The organism is Streptomyces sp. NPDC041205 (assembly GCF_055591765.1).
In genome coordinates this window covers 519,058-537,944 of the sequence record NZ_JBVIZH010000005.1, presented here as the reverse complement: position 1 = coordinate 537,944, position 18,887 = coordinate 519,058, and the positions used below count along the sequence as shown (strand labels likewise).

The following is an 18,887-nucleotide window of genomic DNA, read 5'->3' as shown; positions in this document are numbered from 1 at the left end:
CGACGGCCCCCGGTGGACCATCGCCCCATGACCGTGCGCCATCGCCGCCCGACCGCGCGCCACCGCCGTCCGGCCGTGCGGCACCGCCCCCCGACCGTGCGCCGCGCGCTGCTGACCCTGGGCCTGTGCGGCACGCTGCTGTCCGCCAGCGCCGCCGCCGAGGCCACGCCCGAGGCTCCGCCGCCCGGCAGTGTCTCCTCCGTCTTCTCCTACGGCGAGCACGCGCGCCAGACCGTGACCGTGTACGGCGGCCCGTCCGGCGGCGGCAAACGGCCGTCCCTCGTCGTCCTGCACGGCGGGTCGTGGGCCCGGGACACCGACTGGAGCGGCTGGTCGCGGTGGTTCGCGGCGCGGGGCTTCACCGTGTACGAGGCCGACTACCGGCTCTCGTCGGACGCCGTCTGGCCCGCCCAGCGCACCGACGTCCTCGCCGCCCTGCGCTGGATCGCCCGCCGCGAGGGCCCCGGCGCGGCACGGCCGCTGCTGCTCGGCTCGTCGGCGGGCGGGCATCTCGCGGTGAGCGTGGGCGCGTACCGCGACGGCCGCGCCTCCGTACGCGGGGTCGCCGCCCTCTCCCCCGTCGCCTCGCCCTACCGGGCCTGGCAGGACGGGGCGCGCCCCGGCGCCCCGCCCCGGCAGCGGGCGCTGCGGCAGGCGGCGAAACGTCTCGCCGGATGTGACCCGGACACCGCGGGGCAGCGCTGCCGGGCGCGCTGGGGCGACCTGGCGGCGGCCTCGCACGCGTCGGGCGCCCGGGACGCGCCGCTGTACCTCGTGCACTCGGCCGGTGACTACGTACCGCCCGCGCACTCCACCGAGCTGGCCGCCGCCCAGCGCGGGGCGGGCCTGCGGGACGTGACCGTGCGGACCCTGCCGGGCTCCGCGCACGGCGGCCCGCTCCTGAAGGCGCCCGGGCTCGCCCGGGACGTACTGGCGTGGCTGCGGGCACACTCGGGCACCCGCAGCCGCCAGCCCTAGCTCAGGCCCTGCCTCAGCGCAGCCACCGGCGGCGTCCGCGCGGCAGGAACGTGAACACCGCGCCGCCCAGCAGGATCGCCGTGCCCGCGACCAGGCCGAGCGCCCGCAGCGCTCCGTCGTCCTCGGCGCCGGTGTCGGCGAGGCCGCCGCCCGACGTCGCCGCGCCGCCCGCCGAGCCGGAGGCGGAGCCGCCCGACGTACCGGATCCGCCCGCGGTGCCGCTGCCCGACGTACCGCCGGACGCCCCGCCCGGCTGCGCCGACGTGTCGAGTTCGAGGGACACCTCGGTCTTGGCCGGGGTGCAGGTCGTGGTGGTGCCGAGGGCCTTCACGGTGAGGACGCCCGGGGACAGCGTCGACTTGCCGTCGGCGCCCGGCTTGTACGTGCCCTTGAGGTCGGGGATGGTGATCGGGGCGCCGGACTTGATCGGCTCCTTGTTCGCGGGGCCCTCGACCGGCACCGTGCCCTTGTCGGCGCCGCCCAGCTTGACCTGCATCGACGGGGTGACGGAGTTCGCGGGGATGTCGGCCGGGCTGTCCATGACGGACTTCTTGAACCGCACGGTGAGACCGTAACTCCCGCCGTTCTTCTTGGCGTTGATCTGTACCGGCGAGGTGGCTTCCTTGTCGCCGATGGGGGTCTTGCACTGGTAGGGGATCTGGACTTCCTTGCCGGGGAAGTCGGTCTGGCCGTCACCGCCGCCGGTGGAGCCGCCGGACGTGCCGCCTCCGGAGCTGGATCCTCCGGTGGTCGTACCGCCGCTGTCCCCGCCACCGGACGCCGCACCACCGCTGGAACCACCGGAGTTGCCGCCGGACGTGTTCCCGCCGGAGTTGCTGCCCGAGCTTGTGCCGCCCGAACTTCCGCCGCTCTCGGTCACCTTGATGGTCGCCGCGGCCTTCACGGCCTCCTCGGGCTTGCACTTGGTGTCCGTGGAGATGGGCTTGTTGACGTTGATGTCGTACGCGTCCGGGGTGAGCGTCACCTCGCCCGGCTTGGTCAGCTTCAGCTTGCCCTTCATGTCGGACAGGACCATCGGACTTCCTTTGGGGATCGGCGGGTTGGTCCGGGTCCCCTCCAGCTTCAGGTCGCCGCTCTGCGCGCCGCCGACCTTGATCGTGCCGGTGGGCAGGACGGTGTCCTTGCCGAGGTCGAGGATGTCGGGGTTCTTGGACGCGGCCTCGACGGTCTTCCACACCACCTCGACCTCGTCGCCGACCTTCGCTTCGGCGGGCACCTTCACGTCGGCCTTCGTGGTGCCGTGCACCGGCGGCAGATTGGAGATCGGGGGCGGTACGCACTCGGTCTTGTACGCGACCTCCGCGGCCTGCGCCGGACCGGCGGCGGCGAGCAGGGTCCCGCCCACGAGCCCCGTGCCGCCGAGCATCAGGGCGACGCCTGCCGCGGTCGCTCTCGTACGGGGTGGTGCCGCTCCCGCCGCCCTCGCGCTCCCTTTCCTCCGCGTCCTCCTCATGATTCTCCCTTCGTCGTGGGGCCGTTGTCGGACGGTGCGGAGAGCTGTCCTGCGGGTGCGCCCGGATCGGCGTCCGGGCTGAACCAGGGCAAGTTGGTGGTGGTGGCCGCGGCGGGCGCGGCGGTCTCGCGTTCGGCGGTCACGGCCGACCGCGGCAGGCGCAGCCGCGGCAGGCGTACGGTGAACTCGCCGACGCGGGACGTGCGGTGGCGGCCGGGCGAGCGGCGGGAGCGGGCGGGGCGGAGCCGGCCGACGAGGACCATGCCGACGCGGAAGACGGCCGCGGGCACGACGACGCAGAGCAGGATCCAGAACAGCGTGACGCCCCAGGGGCGGCCCACTCCCCACGGCTGCTCGGCGAGGACCCGGTCGGCGTACCGCAGCGACACCAGATAGTCGCCGTGCGCCCCCGCCGGGAGGTCGACCGACAGCTTGATCCGCGCCTTCCTGCCGGGCGCGATCGTGCCGCGCCACTGCTGCTCCTCCCACTGCGGGGCGAACACGCCGTGCGAGGTGCCGACCTGGAACACCGGGTTCTTGACCGGGGTGGAGCCGACGTTGCCGACGGTGAAGACGAGCCGCCGCGACGGCGGGGCGCCGAACCAGGTGAGGAGCCCGCTCGACCCGTCGAGCCGGGTGTCCGTCAGGACGGACAGCCTGCCGCCGCCCGGCCGCGCGGGCAGCGGCCGCACCGGGTGCCCGGCGACCTTGAACGCCGCGTCCGCCGCGGCCTTCTCACCGGTCACCGTGGCGACGTGCACGACGCACGGGCAGGCCTCCGGAGGCTCGGCCACGGGCAGTGCCTTGCTGAAGGCGCCGTCGCCGTCGGTGGTGACGGCCCGCCCCCGTGCGTTGGCGCAGGAGTTGGTGCCGCCGGGCACGCCGACGGCGGGCGTGGCCTGCCCGCACACGAGCATCATCAGGAGGGCCCTGGGCCGCCAGCCCTTGCCCTTGACGGTGACCGAACCGCCCGTACCGGCTTGGGACTTGGAGAGGGTGAGGGTCGGCTTGTCGGCGGCGCGGGCGGGCGCGGGCGCGGCGAGGGCGGCGCCGAGGGCGGCGCCGAGGGCGGCGAGCAGCAGCCCCAGGGCCAGGGTGGCGCGCAGGAGGGCGGCGGGGGCGCGGAGGGGCACGGCGCGCCGGAGGCGGTGGTCGCCGCGCCGGGTGCGGGCGTACGCGGCGGGCCAGGGGCGGCGGCCGTCCCGCCGACCGCGTCCGGCGGGCCGCGGGGAGTGTGCCGCCGCGTCGCGGCGGGCTCGTGCCGACTCAACCATCACCGCAGACCTCCGCCCGCCGACGCCGACGTACCCAGACAAAGCCCCCCGCGAGGACCGCGGCGCCTCCGAGCGCGCTCCCCACGACCTCGGGCCACGGCACGATCCAGGCGGAGGCGCTCGCCCGCTCCGCCACCCCGCCCGCCGCGGTCACCGTGAGCCGTACGTCCACCGAGTCGAGCGCGGGCACCCCGTCCCAGGGCTCGCTCAGGGACACCCGCCGGCCGGGCGCGAGATCGCGCGGCACCTCCCGCGCCCGCCGGTCGAGCAGCTCGCCGAACAGCCCGTCGGCCCGCACCACGACCTTCGGCGCGAGCACGGTGGTGCCGCGGTTGACCAGGTCGTACGAGATCCGCCGTGCCCCCGCGTCGACGCGCACCCGCTCCACGGTGAGCGCGGCGAGCGCGGGCCCGCTCACCCGCAGCCGCACGGCGACCCGCGCGTCCTGCCCGCCGCCGCGCGCCACGACCTCACCGAGGTGGTCGCCGGGCGCGGCCCCCGAAGGCACCGTCACGGTGAACGGCACCTCGGCCCGTGTCCGCGGCGGCACGGTCACCTCGCGCCGCGCGAACGCGAGCCACTTCCCGGTGCCCGCGGGTCCGGCGCCGCGCAGGGTCACGGTGCGCGGCACGGATCCGGGGTTGGTGACGGACAGGGTGTCCTGGAGTACGGAGCCGGGGCCGCCCTCCGCGTAGAAGCAGGGCCGCCCGTCGGACCGCGCGGGCCGCGAACCGCTGCCCGCGGAGGGCGCGATGGACCAGGCGGGACCGCTGTCGGCCCGGCTTTCGATCCGGCTCTCGCCTCTGCTGTCGGCCCGGCTCTCAGCCCGGCCTTCGGCCCGGCCATGGACCGCGCCGCCGACGGAGCACGCCGGTCCGCCCGCGTCGGCGGCCCGCGCGCCCGGCGCCGGTCCCGCGCACCACGACGCGAGCAGCACGGCGGCACTCGCGCACAGCGCCCGCGCCCCGCGCGTGCTCCACGTCGACGGCATCAGCGGCATCGGCGGCTCCCCGCGTTCGTACCCGGCCTCCGGGACTGGTCAGCGCGACCGCGCCGCCTGGTTGCGCCGGGTCAGCCACAGCACTCCGGCCGCGCCCGCGAGCAGCACGGTGCCGCCGAGGGTGCCGAGGGCGATGGCGGAGTCGGTGGGTCCGGTCTGCGGGAGTTCCTCGCCGCCGGCCTGGTCACCGGAGCCGGTACCGGACCCGGACCCCGAGTCGGAACCGGAGCCGGACGTGGCGCCCGCCCCCGTGTCCTGACCCGTGTCGTCGGAGCCTCCGGAACCGCCGGGGCCCTTGACGTCCAGGGTCAGGGACGGCTTGGGGTTGTTCGCGGGCGTACACGTCGTGGTCGTACCGAGCGCCTTGATCGTCAGCACTCCGGCCGTGAACGTGACCTTCCCCGACTTCTTCGGCGTGTACGTGCCCGACAAGTCACTGATCTTGATGGGGGTGTTGGCCGGGATCGCCGCCGCGTTGGTGGGCCCGGAGACCGCGACCGTGCCGCTCTCGGCGCCGCCCAGCTTGATCACGGCGCTGGGCTTCATCGCGCCCTTGCCGAGTTCGACGGGGCTGGAGGAGACGCCCTTCTGGAAGGACATCGTGAGCTTGTGGCCGCTGCCGCTCTTGACGCTCTTGATCTCGATGGGCGAGACCGCCCCCTTGTTCCCGATGGGCGTCTTGCACTGGTAGTCCACGTCCTGGACCTCGGCCTGGGCGGCGGGTGCGGCAAGGAGCAGAGCCGATCCGGCCATGGCCGTGGCGAGTACGAGCGCGGCCGTCTGTTTCTGGTACGACACCTCGTTTTCCCCTCATGCCGGTGGTGCGGGCGAGTCCGTGCCGCTGTGCGAATTTACTGACGGCACATCAGATTTGGCGCTCAAGGTACGCCGGGGGCCTTGCCGAGGGAAGACAAAGGACGCGCCGGATCCGTGGTGATCCGACGCGTCGGGAAAGCGGGGCGGCGGCCGTTCGGCGACGGCGGCCGGGGGCGCGAGGGCGCCGGGGTGACAGGAGGGGCCCAGGAGGCGGGGGCCGGATGGCCGGAAGCCGGGGGCGGGGTGGGGGGGCGGAGCGAAGGGAGCCGGGGGCGAAGTCGCCCCGGAACCACGAGGGCGGGAGAGGCGGGGGAAGAACTCGGACTGCCGCGCTAGCCCGGCGCGCCCAGCTCCGCCCAGACCGTCTTGCCCGAAGAACCGGGCGTCCGCACGACCCCCCAGTCGAGGCACAGCCGCTGCACGATGAACATCCCGTGCCCGCCGGGCCGTCCCGCGCGGTGCGGGGTGCGGGGTGCGGGCTGGCCCGCGCCGCGGTCGGAGACCTCGACGCGCAGCACCTTGCCGTCGCACGACAGCCACAGCTCCTCGGGGCCCTCCGCGTGCAGGCACGCGTTGGTGACCAGCTCGGAGACGACGAGCAGCACGTCCTCGGCGGCGGCGCGGCGGTCGGCGCCCGCCGCGGGCAGCCAGCCCCAGGCGTGCAGCGCCTCCCGGGTGAAGTCGCGCGAGAGCGGCACGACGCCGCTCGCCCCGTTCAGGCTCAGCCTGCGGACCTGGCGGCCCCCGGACTCCGGGGCGGCCGCGGGCACGGGAGCATCCGCGACGGCGGCGTCCGGCTCCGGGCCGCGGTCGCCCGGCGAGTAAGGCCGGGTGGTGCTCATCAGCACTTCACCTCACCGACAAGAGGACTGGACAAGGGAGGAAGTGCGGCGACCGGCGGACCCCCGCCCGCCCGGCTGCCTTCCCGGCCGCTTGCCGTTCTGACTTTGACTTGATGAATGACTTGATGGATGTGGACGACGGACTCAGGGTGTCTCCTGCCCGGCCGAACCGCCCGGACACCCATGGATTCCGCACGAACCGTGTGACACTGGTAACGCAACGATCACACAGCGACAACTGACGCGTAACTCTTTGCGCCACACGCGAGAATCACCCCGACTCAGTCGACCAGCGCCGCTTCGAGCGTCTCGTGGACGGTGAAGACGGCATCGGCTCCCGTGATCTCGAACACGCGGGCCACCACCGGCAGCATCCCCGCCAGATGGACCCCGCCCCCCACGGCCTCGGCCTTGAGCCGGGCACCGAGGAGCACGTTCAGCCCCGTCGAGTCACAGAATTCGAGTCGTGAGCAGTCGACCACGAGGCGTTTGAAGCCGTCGTCGACACAGGCCTCAAGCGGCTCGCGCAACAGATCGGCGGTGTGGTGATCCAACTCACCCGCCGGGGTCACGACGGCGCTGCGGCCCTCTTTCCGGACTTCGACCAGAAGCCGGCCCCTGTGTGCACTGCCGACCGTCCCGCGGTCCATGCCGTCACTCTCTTCCCGACCGTCGTGGGCTGTTTACCGCGCGCGATGACGCGCGATGACGCCCTTGAACATTACGCCTTCCCTACGGCCTCGGGTAGCCGAACAACCCCCTGAATTCGGACATTTCACTACAGAACGCACTTGCGACTCCGGCGCGGAAGCGGGTAGGGGTAGAAGAGACATCAATCGACACGGACGGCCATGGAGGCGCCGCACACCGCAGTGCACGTAGTGGCATCGGCAGCCATATGCCGAGAACGATGGAGGAGACCATGTCACCCCGGCTCGACGAATCGCGCACTGACCAGGCGACGTCGACACCCCCGCCGAACCTCACCGACACCCGGATCCCGGGTCCCGCCCCCGAGGACGCACGGGCCGCGACGGCCGAGCCCCCGCTCGCCGACACCGCCGCCGACCCCACGCGGCCCGAGAGCGTCGGCGAGAGCCTTTCCGGGCTCCCCGAGATCCCCCCGTACGACGAAGTGGCGCCGCTGGACGCCCGCGCGCTGTCCAAGACCCTCTTCGAGCGGCTCGAGTCCCTCGAGGAAGGCACGCACGAGTACGCGTACGTACGCAACACCCTCGTCGAACTGAACCTCGCCCTGGTGAAGTTCGCGGCCTCCCGGTTCCGCTCCCGCAGCGAGCCGATGGAGGACATCATCCAGGTCGGCACCATCGGCCTGATCAAGGCGATCGACCGCTTCGAGCTCAGCCGCGGCGTCGAGTTCCCCACGTTCGCGATGCCGACGATCGTCGGCGAGATCAAGCGTTTCTTCCGCGACACGTCGTGGTCGGTGCGCGTTCCGCGCCGGCTCCAGGAACTCCGCCTCGACCTCGCCAAGGCGGGCGACGAACTCGCCCAGAAGTTCGACCGCGCGCCGACAGTGGCCGAACTCGCCGAGCGCCTCGGCATCTCGAACGAAGAGGTCGTCGAGGGCATGGCGGCGTCCAACGCCTACACCGCCAGCTCGCTGGACGCCCAGCCGGAGGAGGACGACTCCGAAGGCGCCCTCGCCGACCGCATCGGCTACGAGGACCACGGCCTCGAAGGCATCGAGTACGTCGAGTCCCTGAAGCCGCTGATCGCCGAACTCCCGCCCCGGGACCGGAAGATCCTCTCCCTGCGCTTCGTCGCCAACATGACGCAGTCGGAGATAGGCGAGGAACTGGGCATCTCGCAGATGCACGTGTCGCGGCTCCTCTCGCGCACCCTGGTGCGGCTCCGCAAGGGGCTGACGCTGGAGGAGTGACGGACGTCCGTACGGGACCCGTCCCGACACCGGACACACCAACGGCTTGGGGGCCGCCCTCTTCAGGGCGGCCCCCAAGCCGTTCCCGCGTCTTCGCGTGCTCCCGCGCTCCTGCGCCCGCCCCGTCAGCGCACCCTCGTGCCGCGCTGCCACACGCCCGACACCAGCGGTACGCCCGGCCGGTACGCCAGGTGGACGTGGCTCGGCGCGTCCAGGAGGGCCAGGTCGGCGCGGGCGCCCGGGGTGAGCCGGCCCACGTCCGTGCGGCGCAGGGCCGCCGCGCCGCCCGCCGTGGCCGCCCACAGCGCCTCGTCCGGGGTCATCCCCATGTCCCGTACCGCGAGCGCCACACAGAACGGCACGGACGACGTGAACGACGAGCCGGGGTTGCAGTCCGTGGACAGGGCCACCGTCGCGCCCGCGTCGAGGAGACGGCGGGCGTCCGGCCACTCGGCGCGGGTCGAGAACTCGGCGCCCGGGAGCAGGGTCGCCACCGTGGCGCTGTTCGCCAGGGCGTCGACGTCGGCGTCCGTCAGGTGCGTGCAGTGGTCGGCGCTCGCAGCGTCCAGCTCCACGGCGAGCTGGACGCCCGGGCCGTAGCTGAGCTGGTTGGCGTGCACCCGCGGGTGCAGGCCCTTCGCCTTGCCCGCCGTCAGGATCGCCCGCGCCTGGTCGCCGTCGAACGCGCCCTTCTCGCAGAACACGTCCACCCAACGGGCGTGCGGGGCGCAGGCGTCCAGCATCTCGCCCGTCACCAGCGCCACGTACGCCGCCGGGTCCTCTGCGAAGTCGGGCGACACGATGTGCGCGCCCAGGAACGTGACCTCGTCCGTGTGCCGGGCCGCGATGCGCAGGGCGCGGGCCTCGTCCTCGGTCGTCAGGCCGTACCCCGACTTCGTCTCGAACGTCGTCGTGCCCTGGAGCAGGGCCTCGCGGAGGTAGCGGACGACGTTCGCCTCCAGGTCGGCGTCCGAGGCGGCTCGGGTCGCCGCGACCGTCGTGCGGATGCCGCCCGCCTCGTACGGGCGGCCCTCCATGCGGGCGTTGAACTCCTTGGTGCGGTCGCCTGCGAAGAGGAGGTGGGAGTGGGAGTCCACGAAGCCGGGGATGGCCGCGCGGCCCTGGGCGTCGTACGTCTCGTCCGCCTGCGGGGCCTTGGCGGACGGGCCCACCCAGGCGACGGTCTCTCCGTCGAGGACGACTGCGGCGTCCTCGACGAGGCCGAGAGGGCCCTGGCCGAGGGCGGGGTCGTTGGTGACGAGGCTGGCGATGTTGGTGATGACGGTGGTGGTCGTGGTTGTGGTCATGGTCCTGTCCGGGGAGGGGTGCGGGGCGGGGGCCTTGCCGGGGGCTCCCCAACCCCGCCCCTTCCCGAACTGGGGCTCCGCCCCAGACCCCGCTCCTCAAACGCCGGAGGGGCTGAAAATCTCGCCGGTGCAGCCAGATTCCGGCCCGCCCCGGCCAAGTTCCAGCCCGTCCGGCGATTGAGGACGAGGCGCGGAGCGCCGATCAGCGGGGGTCCAGGGGGCGGCAGCCCCCGGTTTCGGTGAAGGGGCGGGACTGGGGCGCCCCGCGAAGGTCAGTGCAACGCTGCCACCGCCTCCGACAGCGCAGCCGCAACGTCCGGCACCGACGTGTGCGCACCGTCGCGGACGACGTGGCGGCCACCGACGACGGTGTGCCGCACGTCCACCGCGGAGGCGGCGAAGACGGCCACCTCCGCCGCGAGCCGCGGCACGGCCCCGGCCGTCCGGACGGAGTCGAGGGCGACGGTGGCGAAGTCGGCGAGGCCACCGGGTTCGAGGGAACCGGCGTCGGCCCAGCCGAGGGCGGCGTGCCCGTCGGCGGAGGCGGCCCGCAGCAACGCGGCGGCGGTCCAGTGCCCCCGGGTGCGCGAACGGAGGCGTTCGTCGAGCTCCATGGCCCGCGCCTCTTCGAAGAGGTCGATGACGGCGTGGCTGTCGCTGCCGAGGGAGAGGGTGCTGCCCGCGCGCTGGAGGGCGGGGGCGGGCCCGATGCCGTCGGCGAGGTCGCGTTCGGTGGTGGGGCACATGCAGGTGCCGGTGCCGGAGCCACCGATGAGGGCGATGTCGGCGTCGGTGAGGTGGGTGTTGTGGACGCCGGTGGTGCGCGCGCCGAGGACGCCGTGGTCGGCGAGGAGCCGGGTCGGCGTACAGCCGTGGACGGCGAGGCAGGCGTCGTTCTCGGCGGTCTGCTCGGAGAGGTGGACGTGCAGGGGCGCCCCGCGCGAGGCGGCCCACTCGGCGACGGTCCCCAACTGCCGTGCGGGCACGGCCCGTACGGAGTGGATGGCAGCGCCGACGCGCACGTGCTCCCGGCCGCCCTCCTTCAGGAGGGACACCCGCTCGGCCCAGGCCTCGGCCGTGCCGTCTGAGAAGCGCAGCTGGTGGCGGTTGGGCGGCTCGCCCTCCGCCGCGCTGCGCAGCCCCGACGCGACGTACGCAGTGTCGAGGAGCGTGATGCGGATGCCCGCGTCGGCCGCGGCGGCGATCAGGGCCTCGCCCATGGCGTTCGGGTCGGCGTAGCGGGTGCCGCCGGGCGCGTGGTGCAGGTAGTGGAACTCGCCGACGGCCGTGACCCCGGCGAGCGCCATCTCCGCGTACACGGCCCGCGCGAGCGCGTGGTACGTCTCCGGGGTGAGCCGGTCGGCCACGGAGTACATGACCTCGCGCCACGTCCAGAACGTGCCGCTGCCCACCTGCACGGTGGAGCGCAGGGCGCGGTGGAAGGCGTGCGAGTGGGCGTTGGCGAGGCCGGGCAGGGTGAGGCCGCGCAGGACGGTCGCGCCGGGCGGCGGGGTCTCGACGCCGGTGCGGACGGCCGCGATCCGGCCGTCGGCCCCGACGTCGAGCGCCACGCCGGGCTCGACGTTCGGCTCCAGCCAGGCGTGCTCCGCCCAGTAGGTGTGCGTCAGCGGCACGCGAGACCCTCCAGTACGTCGGCCAGTGCGCGCACCCCGGCCAGGCAGTCGTCCTCGGCGGCGTACTCGGCGGGCGAGTGCGAGACGCCCGTGGGGTTGCGCACGAACAGCATGGCGGTCGGGATCGACTCGGACAGGATGCCCGCGTCGTGTCCGGCGCCCGTGCCGAGCACGGGGATCTCCCGGCCGGTGCGCTCCCGCAGGACCGCGCCCAGCTCGTCGCGCAGGGCGTGCTGGAACTCCACGACCGGCGTGAAGGACTCCCGTACGACGTCCAGGTCGATGCCGTGCCGGTCCGCGTACTCGCGGGCCGCCTTCTCGATCGCGGTGACGACGGTGTCGAGGGTGTCCTGGTCGGCGGCGCGCGAGTCCAGCCAGCCGCGGACCAGGGACGGGATGGCGTTGACGCCGTTCGGCTCGACCGCGATCTTGCCGAAGGTGGCGACCGCGCCCGCCAGCTCCGCCTCGCGGCGGGCCGCCAGGACCGTCTCCGCGTACGACAGCATCGGGTCCCTGCGGTCCACCAGGCGGGTGGTGCCCGCGTGGTTGGCCTCGCCGCGGAAGTCGAAGCGCCAGCGGCCGTGGGGCCAGATGGCGCTCGCGATGCCCACGGGGTCGCCGGACAGGTCCAGGGCTCTGCCCTGTTCCACGTGCAGCTCCACGAACGCGCCGATCCGGGCGAGGCGTTCGGGGTCCGCGCCGATCGCCGACGGGTCGTAGCCCGCCGCCTCCATCGCCTCCGGGAGGCTGATGCCGTCCGCGTCGCGCAGTTCGTACGCCGCCTCGCGGGTCAGCTTGCCCGCGGTGAGGCGGGAGCCCACGCAGGCCAGGCCGAAGCGGGCGCCCTCCTCGTCGCCGAAGTTGGTGATGGCGAGGGGCTTGGTGAACTTCGCTCCCCTGGCGCGGAGTTCGTCGAGCGCCGCGAAGGACGACACGACGCCGAGGGGGCCGTCGAAGGCGCCGCCGTCGGGGACGGAGTCCAGGTGGGAGCCGGTGACCACGGCGTCCCCGGCGGCCGGGTCGCCCAGCCAGGCCCACTGGTTGCCGTTGCGGTCCGTCTCGTAGGTCAGGCCTCGGGTCTGTGCCTGTTCCTGGAACCAGGTGCGGCAGTCCGCGTCGGCGCCGGTCCAGGCGTGGCGGCGGTAGCCGTTCGACTCGGGGTCGCGGCCGATGGGGCTCAGGTCGGACCACATCTGGAGGAAGGTGGGCCCTGCCGGGGGCTCCCCAACCCCGCCCCTTCCCGGACCCGGGGCTCCGCCCCGGACCCCGTCGTCGGCGCTCCGCGCCTCGTCCTCAATCGCCGGACGGGCCAGAGGGTGCCGGGGCGGGCTGGAAGTGTGCCGGTGAGTTTCAGCCCCTCCGGCGTTTGAGGAGCGGGGGTCCGGGGGCAGAGCCCCCGGTTCGGGACGGGGCGGGTTGGGGGAGATCTCCTCGTTCACTCGGACTCCCTCATGGGAACGCGCACCCCACGCTCGGCCGCCACAGCCTCGGCGGAGTCGTACCCGGCGTCGACATGCCGGATGACCCCCATCCCGGGGTCGTTCGTCAGCACGCGCCGCACCTTCTCACCGGCGAGCTTCGTCCCGTCCGCCACGGACACCTGCCCCGCGTGGATGGAACGCCCCATGCCGACGCCGCCGCCGTGGTGGAGGGAGACCCAGGAGGCACCCGACGCCACGTTCACCATGGCGTTGAGGAGCGGCCAGTCGGCGATGGCGTCGGAGCCGTCGAGCATGGCCTCGGTCTCGCGGTAGGGCGAGGCGACGGAGCCGCAGTCGAGGTGGTCGCGGCCGATGGCGAGGGGCGCCTGGAGCTCGCCGGAGGCCACCATGTCGTTGAAGCGCTCGCCGGCCTTGTCGCGCTCGCCGTAGCCGAGCCAGCAGATGCGGGCGGGCAGGCCCTGGAAGTGGACGCGCTCGCCGGCCATCTTGATCCAGCGGTGCAGGGACGCGTTTTGAATGGACTCGGCCTCGGGGAAGAGGTCGAGGATCGCCTTGTCGGTCTTGTGGATGTCGGAGGCCTCGCCGGAGAGGGCCGCCCAGCGGAAGGGGCCCTTGCCCTCGCAGAAGAGGGGGCGGATGTAGGCGGGTACGAAGCCGGGGAACGCGAACGCCCTTTCGTAGCCAGCGAGTTGCGCCTCGCCGCGGATGGAGTTGCCGTAGTCGAAGACCTCGGCGCCCGCGTCCATGAAGCCGACCATGGCCTCGACGTGCTTGGCCATGGACTCGCGGGCGCGCTGCGTGAAGCCCGCCGGGTCCTTCTCGGCCGCCGTCGCCATGTCGTCGAAGTCGACGCCGACGGGGAGGTAGGCGAGCGGGTCGTGGGCCGACGTCTGGTCGGTGACGATGTCGATGGGGGCGCCCTCGGCGAGCATCCGCGGGAGCAGTTCGGCGGCGTTGCCGAGGAGGCCGATGGAGAGCGGGCGGCGGGCGTCGCGGGCCTCGACGGCGAGCTGGAGCGCGTGCTCCAGGGAGTCGGCCCGCACGTCCAGGTAGCGGTGCTCGATGCGGCGCTCGATGGCGCGCGGGTCGACGTCGACACAGATCGCGACGCCGTCGTTCATCGTGACGGCGAGCGGCTGGGCGCCGCCCATGCCGCCGAGTCCGGCGGTGAGGGTGATGGTCCCGGCGAGCGTGCCGTTGAACTTCTTCGCGGCCACGGCGGCGAACGTCTCGTACGTGCCCTGGAGGATGCCCTGCGTACCGATGTAGATCCACGAACCGGCCGTCATCTGGCCGTACATGGTGAGGCCGAGCGCCTCCAGGCGGCGGAACTCCTCCCAGTTCGCCCAGTCGCCGACCAGGTTGGAGTTGGCGATGAGCACACGGGGCGCCCACTCGTGGGTCTGCATGACGCCGACCGGGCGGCCGGACTGGACGAGCATCGTCTCGTCCTGCTTGAGGGTCTTCAGGGTGCGCACCATCGCGTCGAAGGAGCGCCAGTCGCGGGCCGCCTTGCCGGTGCCGCCGTAGACGACGAGCTTGTCGGGGTGCTCGGCGACCTCGGGGTCGAGGTTGTTCTGGAGCATGCGGAGGGCGGCCTCCTGCTGCCATCCCAGGGCGCTCAGTTCCGTACCGCGCGGGGCCCGTACGGGGCGGGGTCCTGACATGGCAGTGCCTCCTCGATGCTGTGACGGTTCGATGCTGTGACGCTGATATTCACATCCTGGGCTCGTGAATAGACCTAGTCAATAGCGCAGCGGGGCAGCGGGGGCGGCGCACGGGTGATTGTCTGGATCACATGGGCCTCGACGACAAGATCGACGACAAGGGCGGCAACGGCCGCACGGCGGACCGGCGGGCGGACGACGACGCGACGGACCAGCTCACGCGGGTCCTCGGGCAGGCGGCCCCGCCCCAGGGCGCTCCCGCCGACGCCCCCGCAGGCGACCGCCGCGACCAGGCGGTCCGCGCCGCCGTCGAGCAGGGAATCGTCGGCCCCGACACCCCCCTCGCCGGGCTCCTCGACGTGGCCGGGATCCGCGCGGGCGCCGCCGCCCTGCGTGCCGCGTTCGCCGAGGCCGCCGCGGACGGCACCCGGATCCTGCACGCCTTCGCCGTGAAGGCGACCCCCCTCGTCCCGGTCCTGCGGCTGCTGCACGACGCCGGGATCGGCGCGGAGGTGGCGAGCCCCGGTGAGCTGGCCCTGGCCCGCGCCGCCGGGATACCGCCCGCGCACACCGTCCTCGACTCCCCCGCCAAGACCCCGGCGGAGCTGCGCGAGGCCCTCGCCCTCGGCATCGCCGTCAACGCCGACAACCCGCAGGAACTGGCCCGCCTCGACGCCCTGGTCCAGTCCGCGCCCACCCGCTCCCCGCTCGGGATACGGGTGAACCCGCAGGTCGGCGGCGGCGCGATCGAGGCACTCTCCACGGCGACCGCCACCTCCAAGTTCGGGGTGCCGCTGCGGGACGAGGGCGCCCGGGAGTGGGTCGTGCGCGCGTACCTGGACCGGCCCTGGCTGACCCGGCTGCACACGCACGCCGGGTCGCAGGGCATGCCCCTGGAACTGATGGCCGCCGGTGTCGCGGCCGCGTACGCGCTCGCCGAGGAGATCAACGCCCGTGCGGGCCGCCGCCAGATAGACACCCTCGACATCGGCGGCGGGCTTCCCGTCAACTTCGCCTCGGACGAGCAGACACCGACGTTCGCCCAGTACGCGCGGCTCCTCAAGCGCGAGGTGCCCGGGCTGCTCGACGGGCGCTACGGCCTGGTCACCGAGTTCGGCCGCTCGCTGCTCGCCAAGCACGGGACGCTGCTCGCGCGGGTGGAGTACGTGAAGTCGGCGGGCGGGCGCGGCATCGCGCTGACGCACGCGGGCGTGCAGGCGGCCACGCGCACGGTGTACGCGCCCGAGTCCTGGCCGCTCAGGATCGCGGCGTACGACGCGAAGGGACGCCCCAAGTCGGGCCCCGGCACCGGCCAGGACATCGCGGGCCCGGCCTGCTTCGCGGGCGACCTGCTCGCCCGGGACCGGGAGCTGCCGCCCCTCGAACAGGGCGACTACGTGGCGGTGCTCGACACCGGCGCGTACTACTTCGCCCACCACTACTCGTACAACAGCCTCGCCAGGCCCGCGATCCACGGCTTCGCCGCGGGTCCCCGGGAGGAGGGCGGGGCCGTGCGGTTCTCGGTGGTGCGCGAGCAGCAGCGCGTGGAGGAGATCGTCGCCGAGTCGGGCGGCGGGGCGCGGGACGCGCTGCGCGGGCTCTGAGACCACGGGTCGGCGCGGAGAAGCGCCGGGCGGCTCAGCGGCGGAGCGCCCTCAGAAGCGGAACACGCCGAGGTCGCGCACCGTGGCGGCGAGCGCGCGGATGAGGTCGTTCTCGGCCTCGGTCCGCCAGACCAGGGCGAAGGTCATGGTCGTCAGGTCGGGGACGGGCAGCCAGCGGATGTTCGACATGCCCCAGTACCGGGTGACGTGGCCGGGGAAGCTGTGGATGATCTCGCCCATGCTGACCATGCCGATCAGTTCGTCGGCGTTGTCCGCGGCCGCGACGCGCTCGATCGCCCGGCCCCGCGGGGTGTGGAAGGGCAGATAGCTGTCCTCCCAGTAGTCCGGCAGGGCGAGGGCGGTGCTGTGCGGGAAGTCGGCGAACAGCTCCAGGGGCACGGAGTCCCGCACCGCGAGCGGGTGGTCGGCGGCCACGGCGAGGATCCGGGAGTCGGTGCACAGCGTCGGCCCGACGGTGAAGTCCGGCTCCGCCACCGGCAGCCAGGCGACCACGACGTCCATGGCGCCGCTGCGGAGCTGGCCGAACACGTCGGTGAAGGTGGCCTGGCGGATCTGGAGCCCCCACTGCGGGTGCCGTGCGCGGAACGCCTTCCAGTAGGGGTGCAGATCGACGAGGTTGAAGGGCAGCATGCTGACGCGGAGCTGCGCGGTGATCCCGCGGGCGGCCAGCTGGGCGCGCTCCAGGGACTGGTGCAGGCCCGCGTAGACCGGCTGCAGATCGTCGCGGAACTGGCGGCCGACCTCGGTCAGGCACACCGTGCGGCTGGTGCGGGTGAACAGCTCGGCGCCGATGCGCCGCTCCTGCTTCTTGATGGCCTGGCTGACGCGCGCCTGGGACACGTGCAGCCGCTGCGCGGTCCGGCCGAAGTGCAGTTCCTCGGCGAGGACCAGGAAGATCTCGATGTCCCGCAGTTCCACCGGCCCCCCGGCCCCCTGGCGATAACCCGGCGGTTATCGGACGTCTCGAAAATTCGCATTGATCATACGTGCGGGCCGCAAGAGGGTTGGGGGCATGCCAGTTCACGTACAAAGCCCCGCATTACGCCCATGAGCGACGCCGTCGATCCGACCGCGCTGTACGCGATGCATGACGCCCTGCGCCGGGAACTGGCCCAGTTGGACCGGGTCACCACCACCGCGGACCACGATCCCCGGCACGTCCTTGCCACCGCCGCCGGATGGCAGCTCCTGAAGAAGGCGCTGCGTGCCCACCAGTCGGCGGAGGACGACGCGCTGTGGCCGCCGCTGCGCCACCGTCTCGCCGGACGCCCGAAGGACCTGGTGGTCCTGGAGGTGATGGAGGCCGAACACGCTGCCATCGCCCCGGTGGTCGAGGCCATCGACGCGGCCCTCGCCGATCCGGCAGCCGACCCGCTGCGGGTCGGCCAGCTGACCGACGCGCTGACCAGCGGCCTCGCCGGGCACCTCGACCACGAGGAGGACACCGCGCTGCCGCTGGCCCTGCGGGAGTTGACGGCCGAGCAGTGGGGTCGCTTCGGCCGGGTGCAGGCCCGGCGGATCGGCCGGGACGCGCCCCTGCTGCTGCCGTGGCTCCTCGACGGCGCCGACGAGCCGACGGTGCGCAGGCTCCTCGCTCCGCTGCCCGCGTCCACGTGCGCCGCGTACCTCGCCCGGTGGGCCCCGGCGTACGCCGCTCTGGACCGCTGGAGCGCGGGCACCGCGGCCTGACGCGACCTGATCGCCTCGACCGGCCCGATCACCGCGCCGAGCCGATCACCATGCCGAGCCGATCGACTTGACCGGCCAACCGCCTTGACCGCCTTGACCGCCTCGACCACCTCGACCGCCTCGACCACGGGAGTCACCACCTTGTCCGAGCCCGCCCTGCCCCGCCCGCTCCCGCACGTCACGGCCGCCGACGCAGCCGCCTGGCACCGGGTCGTCGCCGCCTCCATGGCCCACGACCTGCCGGGCGTTCCGCCACCCGGCCCCGAGGCGATCCGCGCCCGGCTCACCAAGCCCGCCCTGGACAGCCACCGGCTGACATGGCTCGCCGCCGGGGCGGACGGCATGCCCGTCGGTGTCGCGAGCCTGCGCCTCTTCGCCTCCGCGGGGCGCGACCACCTGGCCGAGCTGGAACTCCACGTGGACCCCGCGCACCGGCGCCTCGGCACCGGCTCCCGCCTCCTCGCGGCGGCCGTGGCGGCCTGCCGCGCCGAAGGCCGGCGCAGCCTGATCGCCGAAGCCGCCGCCGACGGGCCCGGTGAGGCCTTCAGCGAACAGCGGGGCTTTCGCCGGGCGTTGACACTGGAGCACCTCCTGCTGCGCCTCGACGAGCCGGCCGGGGCCGACCTCCTGAGGGCCGCCGACGCCGAGCACCCCGGCTACCGGCTCACCGGCTGGACCGGAACCGTTCCCGACGACCTCGCCGACGCCTTCGCCACGGCCAAGAACGCGATGAACGACATGCCCGTCGGCGACCTCGACTTCGGCAGCGTGACCTGGGACGCCGACCGCGTCCGCGCCATGGCGAAGGTGGTGGACGACCGCGGGGACACGCTCCTGACGATCGCCGCGATCCACGACGACGGCACCATGGCGGGCTACACCGAGATCCTGATCCCCCAGGGCACACCGCCCCGGGTCCAGCAGTACGACACGGCGGTCGTGCCCGAACACCGCGGCCACGGAATCGGGTTGTGGGTCAAGGCCGCCATGGTGCGCCGACTGCGCGCCGAGCACCCCGACGTCACCGAGGTCGAGACGGACAACGCCGACGACAACGTCCACATGCTCGCGGTCAACCACGCCCTGGGGTTCCGCACCTACCGGCGCACGCGCGAGTTCCAGCTCGACGTGCCCGCCTCCTGATCCCTCTCCCGGCCGATCCCGTGTACCTCGTGATCCCGGCGTTGCCCTTGATCCCCCTGATCCTCATGATCCTCGCAGCCCTCAAGGAGCCCT

Annotated in this window: 16 protein-coding genes; 5 read left to right on the top strand and 11 right to left on the bottom strand. The window is 73.7% G+C overall.

All coding sequences use genetic code 11. The features are described from left to right. The first annotated feature begins 27 nt into the window (after nucleotides 1-27). Nucleotides 28-978 (top strand): alpha/beta hydrolase family protein, encoded by a 951-nt coding sequence (locus tag ACZ6BG_RS24865; protein ID WP_469005100.1) that lies wholly within the window; start codon nucleotides 28-30, stop codon nucleotides 976-978. 13 nt (nucleotides 979-991) lie between these two features. Here the strand turns inward: ACZ6BG_RS24865 and ACZ6BG_RS24860 are convergent, their stop codons facing one another. The 6 genes from ACZ6BG_RS24860 to ACZ6BG_RS24835 form a co-directional block, all read right to left on the bottom strand. Beyond that, entirely contained in the window at nucleotides 992-2,365 is a 1,374-nt protein-coding gene (locus tag ACZ6BG_RS24860; protein WP_469005098.1) for a hypothetical protein, read from the bottom strand. 83 nt (nucleotides 2,366-2,448) lie between these two features. After that, on the bottom strand, nucleotides 2,449-3,726 hold the full coding sequence (locus ACZ6BG_RS24855) for a hypothetical protein (RefSeq protein ID WP_469005095.1): 1,278 nt from the start codon (nucleotides 3,724-3,726) through the stop codon (nucleotides 2,449-2,451). Continuing rightward, entirely contained in the window at nucleotides 3,719-4,726 is a 1,008-nt protein-coding gene (locus ACZ6BG_RS24850) for a COG1470 family protein (RefSeq protein WP_469005092.1), read from the bottom strand. The genes ACZ6BG_RS24855 and ACZ6BG_RS24850 overlap by 8 nt, the downstream gene beginning before the upstream one ends. A 39-nt stretch (nucleotides 4,727-4,765) precedes the next feature. Then, nucleotides 4,766-5,524 (bottom strand): LPXTG cell wall anchor domain-containing protein, encoded by a 759-nt coding sequence (locus tag ACZ6BG_RS24845; RefSeq protein ID WP_469005090.1) that lies wholly within the window; start codon nucleotides 5,522-5,524, stop codon nucleotides 4,766-4,768. A 350-nt stretch (nucleotides 5,525-5,874) separates the two neighbouring features. Continuing rightward, on the bottom strand, nucleotides 5,875-6,384 hold the full coding sequence (locus ACZ6BG_RS24840; RefSeq protein WP_469005088.1) for an ATP-binding protein: 510 nt from the start codon (nucleotides 6,382-6,384) through the stop codon (nucleotides 5,875-5,877). Nucleotides 6,385-6,665: 281 nt separating this feature from the next. After that, nucleotides 6,666-7,034 carry an STAS domain-containing protein gene (locus tag ACZ6BG_RS24835; RefSeq protein ID WP_469005084.1) on the bottom strand — a complete coding sequence of 123 codons (369 nt, stop codon included), beginning with the start codon at nucleotides 7,032-7,034 and terminating at the stop codon, nucleotides 6,666-6,668. A gap of 260 nt (nucleotides 7,035-7,294) precedes the next feature. Here ACZ6BG_RS24835 and ACZ6BG_RS24830 point away from each other — a divergent pair, with 260 nt between their 5' ends. Then, the gene (locus ACZ6BG_RS24830) at nucleotides 7,295-8,287 is read left to right on the top strand and encodes an RNA polymerase sigma factor SigF (protein WP_469005082.1); all 993 of its coding nucleotides are present in this window, start codon (nucleotides 7,295-7,297) and stop codon (nucleotides 8,285-8,287) included. 125 nt (nucleotides 8,288-8,412) lie between these two features. On the opposite strand, the gene hutI is transcribed toward ACZ6BG_RS24830, so the two are convergent. The 4 genes from hutI to hutU all read right to left on the bottom strand — a co-directional run bounded on the left by hutI (nucleotide 8,413) and on the right by hutU (nucleotide 14,337). Continuing rightward, on the bottom strand, nucleotides 8,413-9,594 hold the full coding sequence (gene hutI / locus ACZ6BG_RS24825) for an imidazolonepropionase (protein ID WP_469005080.1): 1,182 nt from the start codon (nucleotides 9,592-9,594) through the stop codon (nucleotides 8,413-8,415). Nucleotides 9,595-9,866: 272 nt separating this feature from the next. Further along, on the bottom strand, nucleotides 9,867-11,222 hold the full coding sequence (locus tag ACZ6BG_RS24820) for a formimidoylglutamate deiminase (RefSeq protein WP_469005282.1): 1,356 nt from the start codon (nucleotides 11,220-11,222) through the stop codon (nucleotides 9,867-9,869). Continuing rightward, nucleotides 11,219-12,421 (bottom strand): allantoate amidohydrolase, encoded by a 1,203-nt coding sequence (locus ACZ6BG_RS24815; protein ID WP_469005078.1) that lies wholly within the window; start codon nucleotides 12,419-12,421, stop codon nucleotides 11,219-11,221. The genes ACZ6BG_RS24820 and ACZ6BG_RS24815 overlap by 4 nt, the downstream gene beginning before the upstream one ends. 242 nt (nucleotides 12,422-12,663) lie before the next feature. Beyond that, on the bottom strand, nucleotides 12,664-14,337 hold the full coding sequence (gene hutU, locus ACZ6BG_RS24810; protein WP_469005077.1) for a urocanate hydratase: 1,674 nt from the start codon (nucleotides 14,335-14,337) through the stop codon (nucleotides 12,664-12,666). A gap of 131 nt (nucleotides 14,338-14,468) precedes the next feature. Here hutU and ACZ6BG_RS24805 point away from each other — a divergent pair, with 131 nt between their 5' ends. Further along, entirely contained in the window at nucleotides 14,469-15,941 is a 1,473-nt protein-coding gene (locus ACZ6BG_RS24805; protein WP_469005076.1) for a type III PLP-dependent enzyme domain-containing protein, read from the top strand. Nucleotides 15,942-15,992: 51 nt separating this feature from the next. On the opposite strand, the gene ACZ6BG_RS24800 is transcribed toward ACZ6BG_RS24805, so the two are convergent. Further along, nucleotides 15,993-16,880 (bottom strand): LysR family transcriptional regulator, encoded by an 888-nt coding sequence (locus ACZ6BG_RS24800; RefSeq protein WP_469005075.1) that lies wholly within the window; start codon nucleotides 16,878-16,880, stop codon nucleotides 15,993-15,995. Between the two features lie 129 nt (nucleotides 16,881-17,009). On the opposite strand from ACZ6BG_RS24800, the gene ACZ6BG_RS24795 reads away from it, so the two are divergent. Together ACZ6BG_RS24795 and ACZ6BG_RS24790 are read left to right on the top strand one after the other, a co-directional pair. Then, the gene (locus ACZ6BG_RS24795) at nucleotides 17,010-17,651 is read left to right on the top strand and encodes a hemerythrin domain-containing protein (protein ID WP_469005072.1); all 642 of its coding nucleotides are present in this window, start codon (nucleotides 17,010-17,012) and stop codon (nucleotides 17,649-17,651) included. 141 nt (nucleotides 17,652-17,792) lie between these two features. Next, nucleotides 17,793-18,794 carry a GNAT family N-acetyltransferase gene (locus ACZ6BG_RS24790; protein WP_469005068.1) on the top strand — a complete coding sequence of 334 codons (1,002 nt, stop codon included), beginning with the start codon at nucleotides 17,793-17,795 and terminating at the stop codon, nucleotides 18,792-18,794. Nucleotides 18,795-18,887 lie beyond the last annotated feature (93 nt).

Bases quoted from the DNA above. Each gene is read 5' to 3' on its own strand.
- ACZ6BG_RS24865 (WP_469005100.1), top strand. From the start codon at position 28: ATGACCGTGCGCCATCGCCGCCCGACCGCGCGCCACCGCCGTCCGGCC.
- ACZ6BG_RS24860 (WP_469005098.1), bottom strand. From the start codon at position 2,365: ATGCTCGGCGGCACGGGGCTCGTGGGCGGGACCCTGCTCGCCGCCGCC.
- ACZ6BG_RS24855 (WP_469005095.1), bottom strand. From the start codon at position 3,726: ATGGTTGAGTCGGCACGAGCCCGCCGCGACGCGGCGGCACACTCCCCG.
- ACZ6BG_RS24850 (WP_469005092.1), bottom strand. From the start codon at position 4,726: ATGCCGCTGATGCCGTCGACGTGGAGCACGCGCGGGGCGCGGGCGCTG.
- ACZ6BG_RS24840 (WP_469005088.1), bottom strand. From the start codon at position 6,384: ATGAGCACCACCCGGCCTTACTCGCCGGGCGACCGCGGCCCGGAGCCG.
- ACZ6BG_RS24835 (WP_469005084.1), bottom strand. From the start codon at position 7,034: ATGGACCGCGGGACGGTCGGCAGTGCACACAGGGGCCGGCTTCTGGTC.
- ACZ6BG_RS24830 (WP_469005082.1), top strand. From the start codon at position 7,295: ATGGAGGAGACCATGTCACCCCGGCTCGACGAATCGCGCACTGACCAG.
- hutI (WP_469005080.1), bottom strand. From the start codon at position 9,594: ATGACCACAACCACGACCACCACCGTCATCACCAACATCGCCAGCCTC.
- ACZ6BG_RS24815 (WP_469005078.1), bottom strand. From the start codon at position 12,421: ATGTGGTCCGACCTGAGCCCCATCGGCCGCGACCCCGAGTCGAACGGC.
- hutU (WP_469005077.1), bottom strand. From the start codon at position 14,337: ATGTCAGGACCCCGCCCCGTACGGGCCCCGCGCGGTACGGAACTGAGC.
- ACZ6BG_RS24805 (WP_469005076.1), top strand. From the start codon at position 14,469: ATGGGCCTCGACGACAAGATCGACGACAAGGGCGGCAACGGCCGCACG.
- ACZ6BG_RS24795 (WP_469005072.1), top strand. From the start codon at position 17,010: ATGAGCGACGCCGTCGATCCGACCGCGCTGTACGCGATGCATGACGCC.